This window comes from Moorena producens 3L (assembly GCF_000211815.1).
GTDB lineage: Bacteria > Cyanobacteriota > Cyanobacteriia > Cyanobacteriales > Coleofasciculaceae > Moorena > Moorena producens.
Genome location: NZ_GL890840.1, coordinates 127,466 through 141,427, shown reverse-complemented (window position 1 = coordinate 141,427; position 13,962 = coordinate 127,466). Strand labels below are relative to the sequence as shown.

Below are 13,962 nucleotides of genomic sequence, written 5' to 3'. Positions count from 1 at the left end.
ATTCTATGACTATGTAGGCAACTCCCCTGCCAAAGGTGGTTTGTTCCGCACAGGTCCGATGGACAAAGGGGATGGAATTGCTGAAGGTTGGCTAGGTCATGCGGTGTTCACAGACAGTGAAGGTCGGGATCTGACCGTTCGTCGGATGCCGAACTTCTTTGAAACCTTCCCTATCATTTTGACCGATGCTAATGGTGTAGTTCGTGCGGACATACCTTTCCGACGGGCTGAATCTAGGTATAGTTTCGAGCAAGCTGGTGTCACAGTTAGCTTCTACGGTGGAGTTCTTGATGGTCAAACCTTTACTGACCCATTCGATGTGAAGCAATACGCTCGTACTGCTCAGCTGGGTGAGGGCTTTGAATTTGACCGTGAAACCTTAAACTCTGATGGTGTATTCCGCACTAGTACTCGGGGTTGGTTCACCTTTGGTCATGCTGTCTTTGCTCTGTTGTTCTTCTTTGGGCACATCTGGCATGGCTCACGCACCCTCTATCGAGATGTGTTTGCTGGTGTCGATCCTGACCTAGAGGAAGAGCAAGTCGAGTGGGGCTTCTTCCAGAAGCTTGGTGATAAGAGTACCCGTAGGACAGAGCCTATCTAGAGGTTAAATATCTCTTATCACAGTTTGACTTAAAAGCAAAAGGCAGAAGAAAAGAAATTTTTCTTTTGCCTTTTGGCTATTTCTGTGGTCTATGCAAGGTAGACTGGTAAGTGAGAAGATAACCAACAATTATAGCTATGGAATCAGTTGCTTATATCTTAATCTTGACCTTAGCCCTAGGCACCCTATTTTTTGCCATTGCTTTTCGGGAACCGCCTAAGATTGGTAAGTAGTTTACCTCGATTTACTCAGATCGAAATTCAACAGTTCTGTGGATGCTCTGAGCCGCAATACCCTGTGCATGACCCTATAGGATATAGGGAAGTTGATAGGTCTATATCGGCTCACCTTCCATATAATTGTTATTTTGACAGTATCGACTCTTAGGGCGTTCCAAATATCTGCCGCCAATCAGTCCACTCAGCAAGAAAACAAAATTATCTTATGCGATGCCCCTCTTGTCACCACACCGAGAGCCGCGTTCTTGAGTCTCGTTCTACTGAGGCAGGGAAAAGTGTGAGGCGACGTCGGGAGTGTTTGGGATGCAAACATCGCTTCACGACATATGAGCGGATCGAATTTGTGCCAATAACTGTGATCAAGCGGGATGGCAAGCGGGAATCATTTGACCGTTCCAAGTTGTTACGGGGAATTGTACGTGCTTGTGAAAAAACCGGCATTCTCCACAAACGCCTGGAAGCATTGGTTGATGAGATTGAAGCAGAATTACAACAGCGATTTGGTCGGGAAGTCATCAGTCACGAAATTGGTGAGTTAGTCTTGCGCTACCTACGTTCGGAGAGTGAAGTGGCTTATGTACGCTTTGCTTCCGTCTATGGAAAATTTCAAGGGATTAGAGATTTTGTCACTACCCTAGAGGATCTCCAACAGGAAGATGTACCAATGGAAATCCCCCAGGTTCCGCCAACCCCCTCAGATCAGGTAGAAGAAATAAAGACATCCACTTCGGTGTAATTGATCAGATGTTTGTTGAATGTTGACGGTTGATGGTTGACTCTCAAAAGTACAAGGTCAACTAGTGATCTCGTGTCCAGTTGTATGGTTACCATTTGTAGAGATGTTCCAGGCAAGGTATCTACAGCAGAGAGGATTAAGAAAAAAACAGGGTGAGGTTTGCAAACCCCATCTAGGCAAGAGCAGGTTACCGATGCTAGCGGACTTCAGATGAGTTTCTTACAGCTAAAGCCGGATTTTAGGGAGCTAGACTAGAAAGTGAAAGAAATTTCAACTCAAGGGCGTGAATTCATTGAAGCCTAACTAGGTTTACCCAGGAGTTGAGTCAAGGCAAGACCAAAGAGCAAACAGCCATGAAGAAACGTTTCTGGATGAGAGCATGGATGGGTAATGCAGAGGTAAACACCTCTCCACAGCCGCTGGCAAATCCTGAGGTTAGATTACAGGAACCCCAGGAAAAGCGCAAGTTAGTCAAATTATGGCGTATTGCTGCCAGTTTGCTCCTTTGGCAAGGGGTGATACTGGGTACCCCAGCCCAAGCACAGCTTAAACAAGAGAAATCTCTAACCTATAGTGAGCTATTAAAGAAAGTTAAAAATGGGGACGTCACTAAAATAGAAATCGATGAAGCCACTAAGATTGCTAAAGTTAGCTTAGAGGGGTCCAATGAGAATGAACCTCCTCAACGAGTTGCTTTGTTCGATCAAAACTCCTTGCTACTCAAGGAACTCCGTCAACAGAATGTTCCCACTGAAATTAGGCGCTCTGCGGATAACTCAGCCGCTTTAGGTCTAATTGCCAACTTATTTTTCATTCTGTTGTTACTAGCAGGCTTGATGATGATCCTGCGACGCTCTGCGAGTAATTCTGGTCAAGCCTTAAACTTTGGCAAATCCCGAGCACGGTTTCAGATGGAAGCCAAAACCGGGGTTCTCTTTGATGATGTAGCAGGTATTCAAGAAGCTAAACAGGAATTGCAAGAAGTTGTCACATTCCTCAAACAACCAGAACGCTTTACTGCTGTTGGAGCACGGATCCCGAAAGGTGTGCTGCTAGTGGGTCCTCCAGGAACTGGTAAAACTCTCTTAGCCAAAGCGATCGCTGGTGAAGCAGGAGTTCCCTTCTTTAGCATCTCTGGTTCCGAATTCGTGGAAATGTTTGTGGGCGTTGGTGCCTCCCGTGTCCGTGACTTGTTCAGAAAAGCCAAAGAAAATGCCCCTTGCTTGGTCTTCATTGATGAAATTGATGCGGTAGGACGGCAACGGGGAGCAGGAATTGGCGGTGGAAACGATGAACGGGAGCAAACCCTTAACCAATTGCTCACGGAAATGGATGGGTTTGAAGGCAACACAGGTATTATTATTATTGCTGCCACTAATCGCCCAGATGTCCTGGATGCTGCACTATTACGTCCTGGACGCTTTGACAGACAAGTTATTGTGGATTACCCTGACTACAAAGGCAGGAATAACATTCTGGAAGTCCACGCTCGCAACAAAAAGATTGACCCTGAGGTTTGTCTAGAAACTGTTGCTAAGCGTACCCCTGGGTTTACTGGTGCTGACTTAGCCAACCTACTCAACGAAGCGGCAATCCTGACTGCCCGCCGCCGCAAAGATGCCATTACTATGCTCGAAATCAATGATGCTATTGACCGGGTGGTAGCTGGGATGGAAGGCACTCCTCTAGTGGACAGCAAGAATAAGCGATTAATTGCCTACCATGAAGTAGGACATGCTGTAATTTCTACCCTCCTACCGGATCACGACCCGGTACAGAAAGTAACCCTAATTCCCCGAGGGCAAGCCCGTGGTTTGACCTGGTATATTCCTGATGAAGAGCAAGGTTTGATTACTCGGGCTCAACTCAAAGCCCAAATTACTGCTGCTTTAGGGGGTAGAGCGGCAGAAGAAGAAATTTTTGGTGAGGCTGAAGTGACTACTGGTGCTGTTGGGGACTTGCGACAAGTTACCTCGCGAGCACGGCAGATGGTAACCCGCTTTGGAATGAGTGATTTGGGTCCTCTGTCCTTAGAAGATCCAGGGGGAGAAGTCTTTCTAGGGGGTAATGTGATTAATAGGGCTGAGTACTCAGAGAAAATTGCTGCCCACATTGATGCCCAAGTTCGCACAATTGTGCAGCATTGCCATGGCCATGCTCGTCAGTTAGTCCGGGAAAATCGGGTAATCATTGACCGATTAGTAGACCTGTTGATAGATCAAGAAACTATCGAAGGAGACCAGTTACGCAAAATTGTAGAAGAACACACCCAGATGTGCAAGGAACAATTGGTAGTTTCGTAGTTTCTAGTTAAACGATCAAAGGCATGCATGTTTGAAACATGTTAATGGTTAATGGTTAATGGTTAATGGCCATTAACCATTAGCATTTGTCCCAATCAAGCTCGTGTTTTATACATTGCACGCAGCACCTGGGCTGGGTCAACATATTGCTTGCCATACTTCAATCCCCAGTGCAGATGAGGACCAGTGGTACGACCAGTCATCCCTACTCGACCGATTCTGGCTCCAGAAGGCAACAGTTGGCCTTCCTTGATCCGAATCCCACCGGAGTTGTCAATTAAATAGCGAGTACCTCCATTTTTAACTGCGTATCCTTTCATGTGACAGTAGATGTGCTGCCACTTGCCCGATTGGATAGTTATTGAGGTGCCGCAAGCAGTACCATCAGAAATTTTAATTACTTTACCACTCCACCAGTTACGGATATAGCTTCCTTCAGGGGCAGCTATGTCTAAACCTCGGTGGAATTCCCATCCAGAACCTCTAGGAGAGGGTCGGTAACCGAAGCCAGAGGTGTAGCCCCGGAAGTTTTCTACGGGAAAGGAACCCCCTTTGGCAAAACTTCTTACTCCGGCTACCAAGGTTGAGGGAGGTTCTGATGCAGTTACTGGCTGGCTGGGGAAACTCGAATGGGTACTTAAACCGATTGAACTTGTTAAACTCAGTCCAGCGAAAATTAGAAGCCTTGATAAATAACCACTGCGCATTAGTTCTAGTCTGGCTTTAGCTAGTTAGGGGTCTTTCCATCATTCAACTCCTTGGGGACTCCCGTTATAGCCCAAAGACAAGTGCGGGAGATGGGGCGTATAAAGTGCGGACGCAGGTGACCCACACAGCCCCTTGGGAATTGAAGATCAAGTTGATTGCGATTCTTGATAATTTTAGCTAGTATAAATCTGGCATAAATTGATTTAATGCGCTCTTTCGCGTAGCGTCTCCTACGCAGAAAAAAGCACCGGTTCTTGTGCAAGCTGAAAAGCCTCTGCTAGAAACATGAACCATAAAAAAAACATACAAGTAAGCCCGATGATTTTATCGGAGGGTGTAGAGGCTGTTTGAATCAGCCAGTAAGAGTTTTATGCTCTTAAGAATCCCCTGCTGTAATCTTCGCCAAAGCCGACGCTACGCGAAGGATTTAGCGGTTTGATTGTCAATTATATCCCTCCAGATCACCTACCATCAGCAGGGTGTTTGGGTTGTTTTAGGTATTTATCAAAATCTTGAGTTTTGTTAAGATACCTCAAGAGGCTAATACACATTTAACTTGCACAATTTAAGGATTAGATTTTTTGTTAAGGGTTGACCTTTGACTAACCTTTGTGCGCGTGTCTACTGTGCGCGTGTCTACCGTTAACCGTTAACACTAAAGCGATCAACTCAAATAGAGATGTTAAATGTTGGTTAACTTAGTCATGAACTTGCCCCAGCCTACCCTATCCGTGAACTGATGCTGACTGAATTTTTGCCCTTCCGATTCGAGGTGGATACTACAGCGATCGCAGGAGCATCTTTGTGGTCTCTAGCGCTATATTTAAGCCTCTCGTCCTTGAGGCAATGGATTATGGAGCAATTGAACCGCTGGTTTAACTTTGCTGAGGGATTCTTTTACATCTCGGCTCAGGAATTTGAACGAACCCGTAAGGTCAGAGAATCTCAAAACGCTTTCTATGCGTCAATTGTCAGCATTTTGCCTTTTTTAGTCATTGGTGCAGTTTGTAACTACGCCGTGGAAATTAGCCTCGGACACAGTTGGGCAATCAGTATCGGGATTATTGCTTGTATGAGCTGTGGTGTGTATGAATTAGGGCGTCAGTCTGGGAATTGAATTTAGCTTCTTTTGGAAGCTAAAATAATTCTAGAAATAAGATAACAGTAATAAAGAGAAATAACTTGATCAATAATATGTTCGCGATCGCCTAAGGATTACAGTATTATACTTGTGGCTTAATCAGGTAAATAGCACGTAAGCATTCAGCTATCAGCCTTGGCCAAAGGCCAACGGCTGAATGCTTACAATCGCACTAGGTAAGTCGTTAGTGTAAAACTGGCTCACTACTGACCGTGGCCGGATTATTTAAGCGATCGCATTCCATCACTCCATACCTTACCCATCTTCTGATACTCCCGCCGAGTTCCCTGTAACAGATGTTCCATCATCACTGCACTACCTGCTTCAGCCGCTAGAAAAGCTGCTGCTAGGGCAATATTTTTAATATTCCCTCCACTCAATTTGAACTGCCGTGCCAAAAACTCAAAATCTAGATCTGCTGACAAGGGGATTTCCTCAGTCCAAATCCCCTCCCAAATGCGCCGACGACTAGCTTCATCTGGTGAGGGAAAGTGAACTGTAAAGGCTAACCTACGCACAAATGCCTCGTCTAAATTTTGGCGCAAATTTGTTGTCAAAATTGATATCCCCTCATATTCCTCCATCTTCTGCAACAGATACCCAACTTCAATATTGGCGTAGCGGTCATGAGCATCTCGAACTTCAGAGCGTTTGCCAAACAGAGCATCTGCCTCGTCAAACAGAAGGATAGCGTTAGCTGTTTCGGCAGCCATAAAAATGCGGTTCAAATTTTTCTCAGTCTCGCCAATGTACTTACTGACAACCTGGGATAAATCAATTTTGTATAGCTCAAGCTGTAGTTCATTAGCAATCACTTCCGCCGCCATGGTCTTACCTGTGCCTGGTGGACCTGAAAATAGTACATTTAATCCTTTGCCAATGGACAGCTTGCGGTGAAAGCCCCATTTTTCATAGACAATATGACGATACTTGGCTTGATTACAAATTTCTTTGAGCTGAGCAAGTTGATCGGCGGGTAAGATAATGTCTTGCCAACTATACTTAAGGTTAAGTTTGCGGGCTAATTCAGTTAAATTGTTACCAGATTGGTCACGAGCCGCTGCTAATAAGTCATTTAGGGTTGGCTTAATTGTACTGTTTAATGGCAATTCTTCAAATTCGGCAGCAGCACGCCACAAAGCCTGATTACAAGCAGTTGTCACTGCTCCTGCTATTTGGGCTGAACTCAAGGTAAAACGATTGGCTAGGGTATCCAAGTCGCGATCGCTAAGTACAATTCCTTTAGTTTCTAAACTAGCTTGCCAGTAAACGCGCCGTTGGTAAAAATCCGGTGTAGCAAAAGGTACAGTAATCACACCCTGGAGATTGGTCAACTTTGGCACCCACGACTGTATTCCAGATAATATCACCACACCTTTCGCCTCAGTTAGTCTGTCAAGTAAGCTTTTATATAACAGATGCTGCTCTTTGGTCTGTAGTGCATCCCAACTTTCCAGACTTTCTAGATAGAGGATAGCATCGTGAAAACAGGCTTCACGGAACAACAGTTTTAGCAGTTGGTCAAACTCTTCCTTAATTGCTAAAGCTTGAGCTAAATCCGCAATCAATAACGGCTTGTTCAGTTGAGCGGCAAGGGTGATCGCTCCACGGCGTTTTTCAGTAGAATGTAAACCAGAGAAATACAGATGTAGAGGCTGGTTGGTATGTTGAGCGTGTTTGACTAGCTTAGGAAGTATGTGTTTAATGTCATCCCTAATCGTTAACTTGTCCTCAACAGCAGGAATATCTATCAATTGACACCAAGATTCTAAATGCGGTTCAAGACTCTTCTGTTTTAACAGAGAATGGATAACCTGCTCGTCTAGCTTGAGATAATAGGATAATATTGGTGGTTTAACCTGATGAGGGTCAGGAATTAAGTGAAGTAAACCATGTTTGATTAAGGGCGCGTCAGGAGCAAAATGAACTCGTTGCAACAGCTTGGCTTCAGCAGAGGGACATAGTAAATTTAAGGCTAAATCAATACTAGGTCGCCTGCGAGTGACATCATCCTGGAGATAGGCATACAGACGCTCGTAACTTAAATCAATTTCTGGAGCCAGGGCAATCAGCATCACGTCTAAATCAAATTCAGACAAACCGAAAGTCTGTTTCAGCCAGTTTAATGGTGTATTGTTAGTCTGATCGGACTCAGTTTTTTCTGCATCTACTGCAAACAAAGGTATCCCTGGTTCACGATCTAGGAGTTGCTTGACCTGATCGCGATTAATACGAAGACCTCGATAAGGGTCAGTAGCTGCTTGAGAACCGTAGACAGCTTGTGCTGTTATTACTGCTTGCTCTAGTAATTTATTTAGTCTTTCTAACGCTGAGAGTAGATAGTCGAACATGGCTTAGTTCAGAAATGTTGAATGATAGTTAAAAACCTATACAAATAGCATATAATTTTATAAAATAGAGGCTAAATTAAAATTTAATAATGTTGCTTCAATGATATATAATTTTCAAAAAATCGTCAAAAGATACGTAGGTAAATTACCTAATGATGATTATCCAGTCCTCAATACTTTCCTAAAGGTGCGCTTTCCGTTGGCGAATTAAATTCGCCCATGATTGCAACTATTTTTGTTAAAATGGTTATAATTTGTGCTATATAATATTCAAAATAGTATGATTAGTTTAGTCAAGGGTTTGAATGTGCGTGGCATAGAGGTAGACATATCGACTTTTTATAAGGCGAGCAAAGTTAGCAATCCAATGGTGTTTTATAATTTGTTCGTTGACTTAATAAAAAGTATTAATAAAAGCCAAAAAATAGGCAAGGCTAAATTAGCATTATTTCCGCGCTTATTCAACAATAGTGACCGAAATCACGCAAGCTGTTATGGAGCCAAGGTTTTCATCAAGTCAAACTATTAAGTGGCTTAAATTTATTAACAGCAGAGCCATGAGGAATAATGATTCATTTCTCTTGGTGCGCGTTCCCTAGGTCAACGATGAAACCTTGAACAGGGTAGCCTTTATAGTTGGCAGTCTGTGAGTCATAGGTTTAAGTCTTTTTAATAAGGCTACCCTGTTCTACGGTAACTTCCTGCGTCGGGAAACCCGACCGGGGTCGCACCGCGTGGGTCTTGGTCACGATAGCAAATATGGTGATAACACAATAGAATCAACTATTTAAAGTTACCGTAACAGAGTGTTTGAAGTTACCGTAGAACAGGGTCGCCTTATCACAAAGACTCAACCCTTTTATGCTAAACCGTTTCCCCCATAAAGGCGACCCTGTTGAAGGTTTCGTCTCCGGCCTTTATAGCGACAGGTTATGGGTAATACTTTTAAGTTATATGAAATAAGGCTCCCCTCTCCAAGGTTTATGTCTGAGAAATGCAAGACGCACCGTTCGCGTAGCGTGGCCGAAAGGCCAAGGTTCCCTAACACCACCACCCTATAGTTGGAGAGTAACCCAAGACTTTTTCCCAAAACAGCTGTTTGCTCATCAAAATTACTGCTGCCTTTTTTATCCAAGAACTCCGATGTAAATCGGCCAGGCACGATGATCATAGATCACGCTAACCATCAAGATATTAATCACCCCCCAACTGGTGCGGTCATACGCCAAATATATCCTATCGTTCGGCTTAAACATCTCTTCTACCAGAGCACTTACACAGGGAAACCAGATTGAAACGATATTGAACTGGTAATTTCTGAAGGGCGACTCTCAAACAAAATAGCTAACGGCAGGGCTTCAGCTAACACTTCTAGTTTGACATGTCTGAGCAATTGTAGGCTGGCAACGACTAAGGTCAGGAACAAATACCTGGTGTAATGCAGCTTATTTTTTCGGTGCGTAGTTTCGAGGTTTCCTCGAAATGCAAGACGCACCGTAGGATTTTATGGTATGGCGCACGCTATCATTTTTGGTAGATAGGTCAGGGTTACTATATTTGACCTATCTTTTTTTTGCTTCATCTGCTGTATCCCTTGCTAAACAATGGCTATACCCGCTCTGTCCCCCCGTCAGGTATTTCTATAAATTATATTTTATTTTTAGTCTTCCATCATTTTGACATAATTAAAATTTTAATCTTTTTGGGGAACTATTAATTAATAGTAATTTGAGTTAATTAGACTAAGAGCTGATTTGTAAAGTAAATCTTAAGAAGTCTGAAAGCCTTGCTATGATTGTCTTTTGGGTATTAAATAGTTCAATTGTTCTATTTGAGCGCAAGCCTTATCCTACAAGGATTACAGCGAGTTTACGAATCAGCTCTAATAAGCGATTTGGCTATCACTACTTATTTAGACAGCTTACACCCTGTTAAATCCTCAATACATAATCTTGGTCATTTGTCAAAAAAAATTAGATGCGTTTGCCCTGGCCATCACTACATGTTTATCACTACCTCCGGATAATTGCCCACACTTACGATATCCAGACAAAATCTTTCTCCCCCTGCTCTCCTGCTGCCCTGCTCCCCCTGCTCTCCTGACCAGGAAGTAGGTTATTCAACCGGATTTGATAGTATTCTGTTTCTCTAGGAGCATTCAACGAATTGTTAAGAATACAGCCCAGTAAAAATAAATGGTTTTACCGAGTTTTACAGAAGCAGATTATACCAAATACGGCTGGTAAATCTACCATTACCGATAAATAAGCTATGGATGATGGCAGCCATGAAAAATTAATGATCAGCCAGGGAAATAAAGATGTGATAAAAGCGGAGTCGGTATTCAGCAAAGATTTTGCAAAATTTTTGTTCAAGATGTTTATTGATGGAAAATATTGGGCAACAATAAGGACATGGCTCGATTTGAACCAATAAAAGGCTATCTATACCTTGTTGACTGTTGAGTGTTTACTGTTAAACGTTAACTATTGACTGCCCTCGAGATCGTCATTTCTTCGTTAAATACAGAGAATTAGAATCTGTCAAAACCGAATATTTGCGGAAAATTCGGTTCCCCTGCTCTGCTGCTCTGCCCCCCTCAGTCTAAATCAAGAATCAAACAGCTCTGCCGATCTTCGGGGGTAATGGGGGGAGCAACTGTTGACAGTCAACGGTTAAAACTCAACAGTGAACCAAACTATACAGGTTACATCTTCATTGGTTAACACTCAACAGTCAAGCAAACTATACAGGTTACATCTTCATTAACGTCTTATTAACACGAAAAACCAATGATTCGTTACCGACATAAGAAAATTAGCATTTTATTTGGCAGTCTCTTAATGGTTGGGGCATGGTGGTTACCTGCTCAAGCTAAACAGACCACTAATTCAGTCTTAGAGAAAGCAATTACAACTGAGGATCCAACTATTCCGATTGAGGAGCTAGAGCTAATGCTCAAGCCCTTGACATTAGATGAGCTGGAGGGTGAAGCTAAAGCGTGGATGTTCTTGCTTAAAACTAAAGTTAAAGAACTTAGCGATGCTGAAATTGCTGTCAAGCGCAAAAATCGAGAGCTTCAACAAACTAAAGAAGCTGTTGATGCCCTAGAAGATGCCAAAGAGGCTCTTGAGGAAGCGACAGACACTAAGGAAAAAATAGAGACTGAGGGATCGGCTGAGGATCGCCTTAAAGCTTTAAAAGCTGCTGAAGAGGCACAGGAAGCTCTCGAAAAAGCTCAAGAGTCAGTAGAAGAAGCAGTTAAAGAAGAGGAAAAGACCCAGCATGATAAAACCTTGCAAGGGGCAATTGATAAAGCAGTTGAAAGTACTGAAAAGGAAAAAGATAAAGCAAAAACTTCAAACGAGGATGTTGCTAAGGTTCAAGAAAAGATTGGGACAATTAGCAACAAAATCGTTACTGATGAACAAGAGCAGAAAAAGACTGAACAGGGACTTGACAAAGCCAAACAAGACCTAGAAGAAGCGGTGGAAGCGAAGACCGAAGTTAAAAAGCAAGTTCTGGTCAACATGACCACACTGCGAGAGGAACGCACTGCTTTAAGCGATCGCTTTGAGGTGGTACTTGAAGAGCTGGAAACTAAAGGCGGTGATGTCGAGTTGTACAACAAATACATCGATGCAATCAGTGGGATTAAGGTTGACGTAACCGACACTCAAGGAACCTGGATTACCATCGTCGGCTGGCTCCAGTCTAAAGAAGGAGGTCTGCGCTGGGCGAATAACATTGGCAAATTTTTAGGAATTGTCGCTGGCTTTAGCATCCTCTCCCTGATTGTAGGGACAGTCCTCGAGAAATCTTTGTGGATGTTCCCGAATATGTCAGCTATGCTCCGTCAGTTCGTGGTTAGGATAACCCGTCAAGGATTATTTGTGGTGGGTATTATTTTAGGTATCACTGCCCTAGAGGTCAGTATTGGTCCACTGATGGCTATGATTGGAGCTGCTGGTTTTGTGGTAGCGTTTGCGTTCCAAAATACCCTCGGTAACTTTGCCAATGGGTTAATGATCTTGCTCTATAAACCTTTCGACGTGGGCGATATGATTGAAGTAGCTGGGGTAAAAGGTACGGTTAAGGATGTCAACTTAGTTTGCACCACAATCAAGACTTATGAAAATAAAATCATTATTATCCCGAACAACTCAATCTGGGGTAACGTTATTGAGAACGAAACCAGTAGCCCCGTCCGCGCTATGTTCCTCACGGTAAGGATCAGCTACAGCAATAGTATTACTCAAGCGATCCAAGTTCTTAAGGATATTGCCAACTCTCATCCTTTAGTATTGGAAGACCCTGCACCTTGGATCGACACTGGGGAATTGGCTGAATATGCTGTTAACATTTGGTTTATGGCCTATACTAAGAAACAGGATTACTGGACAGCCTATTGTGAGATCAGCCGAATTATAAAAGAAAGATTTGAACAAGAGGGGATTGTGATCCCACTGCCGAAGCAGGAAATATACATCAACGAAGCTATCGCTAAGCAAGAGGGGAGTGGGGCAAAAACCTTTAAAGGCAATGACCTTACCCTAGACGGAAGTCATGGCCAGATAGCAACTTCAAAGCCCCATAGCTCTTTCCCCAACGGTAAGACAGCTTGAATCTGTAGACTAATCTGTAGAGGGTGATAGAATGCTTGCGCTCTCAATCAGGCGTCCAACATCCTAATTGGCGTTGCGTCAGTCTTCGAATGAATAGGAGTAGAGTGGGCATCCTGCCCGCCCGAAAAGATCCGGTGCGCTTTCCGCATCTAATTATTACAGGACTTACGCAACTGGCACAGTGGGTAGCTTAAATATAGTACTAATGTACTATATTTAAGCTACCTCTGTCATCAGCCCTTTTTCAGATTAGTAATAATAATTAATGGTCGTTCGTTTTTTCAATTTTCTGATCAAATCAGAGGATGGTGCCTTAAAAAATTCAGTTATTGATGAAATTTACTAAACTTAACTATTGTCAATACTTATTAAGTAGCCACCTCAATTATACTCTCACCAATTTAGCCTAACATTTAGGGCGTGTCATCAATTAAGCCAGATAACGGTAGCAGCCAGATAAATTGCGGATAGAAAGTTTATTGCCCCTTTATCATAGCGTGTGGCAATCGCTCGATATTGCTTGAGTTGGGCAAAGAAGTTTTCAATTAGATGTCGTGCTTGGTATAAGTATCGATCATACTCACGCTTAACAGTACGGTTGCACTTGGGCGGAATAACTGCCGTTTTACCTTGTTGTTTAAGTCGCTCAATCACGCGCTCATCAGCATCGTATCCCCGCCTCGGCCAGGAGTGTATCAGCAGCCAGCTCGTTGAGTAGGACATCGGCTCCATCAAGGTCACAGGCTTGTCCAGGAGTTAGGTGAAAGCCAATAGGATTGCCTAGGGCATCCACCAAGGTATGAATCTTGGTACTCAGTCCACCTTTACTGCGACCAATCGCTTCGCTAGCGGCATCCCCCCCTTTGCCCCAGCACTATGCTGGTGGGCACGCACAATAGTTGAGTCTATCATCGCGTATTCGTTGTCAGCATCATTGGCTAATACTTTAAACACCCTTTGCCACACTCCACGCTTTGCCCATCGGCGTTGATCGGGTATGAACTACTCGAAAATCACCAAATCTTTCAGGTAAGTCCCGCCAGGGAATCCCAGCTCGGTAGCGATACAGCACGGCTTCGACAAACAATCTATTATCTAAAGCCGTCACTCCGACCGTTTCTTTTCGTCCTGGTAGTAAGTCTTTGATGCGTTCCCACTGGTCATTCCGCAAAGCATAGCGGCGCGTCATTGTACCACTCCTGAAATTACTCAACTCGCCAAGAATTTATCTATTTTAAACTGGATTGACACCTAT

Annotated in this window: 10 protein-coding genes and 2 pseudogenes; 7 read left to right on the top strand and 5 right to left on the bottom strand. The window is 43.5% G+C overall.

Annotated elements, in window-relative coordinates; translation table 11 throughout:
- The 4 genes and pseudogenes from LYNGBM3L_RS47075 to ftsH all read left to right on the top strand — a co-directional run.
- Positions 1-604 (top strand): annotated as a pseudogene (locus LYNGBM3L_RS47075) (photosystem II chlorophyll-binding protein CP47); the annotation flags it as partial.
- A gap of 137 nt (positions 605-741) precedes the next feature.
- Positions 742-837: a photosystem II reaction center protein T gene (locus LYNGBM3L_RS07155; RefSeq protein WP_008180851.1), complete on the top strand. Its 96-nt coding sequence runs from the start codon at positions 742-744 to the stop codon at positions 835-837.
- Positions 838-1,048: 211 nt separating this feature from the next.
- On the top strand, positions 1,049-1,579 hold the full coding sequence (nrdR, locus tag LYNGBM3L_RS07150; RefSeq protein WP_044492401.1) for a transcriptional regulator NrdR: 531 nt from the start codon (positions 1,049-1,051) through the stop codon (positions 1,577-1,579).
- Positions 1,580-1,962: 383 nt separating this feature from the next.
- The gene (gene ftsH, locus LYNGBM3L_RS07145; protein WP_044492441.1) at positions 1,963-3,882 is read left to right on the top strand and encodes an ATP-dependent zinc metalloprotease FtsH; all 1,920 of its coding nucleotides are present in this window, start codon (positions 1,963-1,965) and stop codon (positions 3,880-3,882) included.
- A gap of 95 nt (positions 3,883-3,977) precedes the next feature.
- Here ftsH and LYNGBM3L_RS07140 read toward each other — a convergent pair whose 3' ends face one another.
- Positions 3,978-4,589 carry a M23 family metallopeptidase gene (locus tag LYNGBM3L_RS07140; RefSeq protein WP_008180846.1) on the bottom strand — a complete coding sequence of 204 codons (612 nt, stop codon included), beginning with the start codon at positions 4,587-4,589 and terminating at the stop codon, positions 3,978-3,980.
- A gap of 740 nt (positions 4,590-5,329) precedes the next feature.
- On the opposite strand from LYNGBM3L_RS07140, the gene LYNGBM3L_RS07135 reads away from it, so the two are divergent.
- Positions 5,330-5,707 carry a hypothetical protein gene (locus LYNGBM3L_RS07135; RefSeq protein ID WP_044492400.1) on the top strand — a complete coding sequence of 126 codons (378 nt, stop codon included), beginning with the start codon at positions 5,330-5,332 and terminating at the stop codon, positions 5,705-5,707.
- A gap of 245 nt (positions 5,708-5,952) precedes the next feature.
- Here LYNGBM3L_RS07135 and LYNGBM3L_RS07130 read toward each other — a convergent pair whose 3' ends face one another.
- The 3 genes from LYNGBM3L_RS07130 to LYNGBM3L_RS45500 all read right to left on the bottom strand — a co-directional run bounded on the left by LYNGBM3L_RS07130 (position 5,953) and on the right by LYNGBM3L_RS45500 (position 9,577).
- A complete protein-coding gene (locus LYNGBM3L_RS07130) occupies positions 5,953-8,082 on the bottom strand; it encodes an AAA family ATPase (RefSeq protein ID WP_008180842.1) in 2,130 nt (709 codons plus the stop codon).
- Between the two features lie 859 nt (positions 8,083-8,941).
- Positions 8,942-9,253 carry a hypothetical protein gene (locus LYNGBM3L_RS39985; protein WP_008180838.1) on the bottom strand — a complete coding sequence of 104 codons (312 nt, stop codon included), beginning with the start codon at positions 9,251-9,253 and terminating at the stop codon, positions 8,942-8,944.
- A 102-nt stretch (positions 9,254-9,355) separates the two neighbouring features.
- Positions 9,356-9,577, bottom strand: a complete 222-nt coding sequence (locus LYNGBM3L_RS45500) for a hypothetical protein (RefSeq protein WP_075873662.1) — start codon at positions 9,575-9,577, stop codon at positions 9,356-9,358.
- A 776-nt stretch (positions 9,578-10,353) separates the two neighbouring features.
- Here LYNGBM3L_RS45500 and LYNGBM3L_RS42960 point away from each other — a divergent pair.
- Positions 10,354-10,518, top strand: coding sequence for a hypothetical protein (locus tag LYNGBM3L_RS42960; protein ID WP_008180834.1), 165 nt, complete (start codon positions 10,354-10,356; stop codon positions 10,516-10,518).
- A 356-nt stretch (positions 10,519-10,874) separates the two neighbouring features.
- A complete protein-coding gene (locus LYNGBM3L_RS07120) occupies positions 10,875-12,707 on the top strand; it encodes a mechanosensitive ion channel family protein (protein WP_008180831.1) in 1,833 nt (610 codons plus the stop codon).
- A gap of 426 nt (positions 12,708-13,133) precedes the next feature.
- Here LYNGBM3L_RS07120 and LYNGBM3L_RS37985 read toward each other — a convergent pair.
- Positions 13,134-13,896: pseudogene (locus LYNGBM3L_RS37985) on the bottom strand (IS5 family transposase).
- Positions 13,897-13,962: the final 66 nt, after the last annotated feature.

What these genes read in the sequence shown, in the direction of transcription:
- LYNGBM3L_RS39985 (WP_008180838.1), bottom strand. Translation starts at nt 9,253, where the DNA reads ATGATCATCGTGCCTGGCCGATTTACATCGGAGTTCTTGGATAAAAAA.
- LYNGBM3L_RS07135 (WP_044492400.1), top strand. Translation starts at nt 5,330, where the DNA reads ATGCTGACTGAATTTTTGCCCTTCCGATTCGAGGTGGATACTACAGCG.
- LYNGBM3L_RS07155 (WP_008180851.1), top strand. Translation starts at nt 742, where the DNA reads ATGGAATCAGTTGCTTATATCTTAATCTTGACCTTAGCCCTAGGCACC.
- LYNGBM3L_RS07120 (WP_008180831.1), top strand. Translation starts at nt 10,875, where the DNA reads ATGATTCGTTACCGACATAAGAAAATTAGCATTTTATTTGGCAGTCTC.
- LYNGBM3L_RS07140 (WP_008180846.1), bottom strand. Translation starts at nt 4,589, where the DNA reads ATGCGCAGTGGTTATTTATCAAGGCTTCTAATTTTCGCTGGACTGAGT.
- ftsH (WP_044492441.1), top strand. Translation starts at nt 1,963, where the DNA reads ATGGGTAATGCAGAGGTAAACACCTCTCCACAGCCGCTGGCAAATCCT.
- LYNGBM3L_RS42960 (WP_008180834.1), top strand. Translation starts at nt 10,354, where the DNA reads ATGGATGATGGCAGCCATGAAAAATTAATGATCAGCCAGGGAAATAAA.
- LYNGBM3L_RS07130 (WP_008180842.1), bottom strand. Translation starts at nt 8,082, where the DNA reads ATGTTCGACTATCTACTCTCAGCGTTAGAAAGACTAAATAAATTACTA.
- nrdR (WP_044492401.1), top strand. Translation starts at nt 1,049, where the DNA reads ATGCGATGCCCCTCTTGTCACCACACCGAGAGCCGCGTTCTTGAGTCT.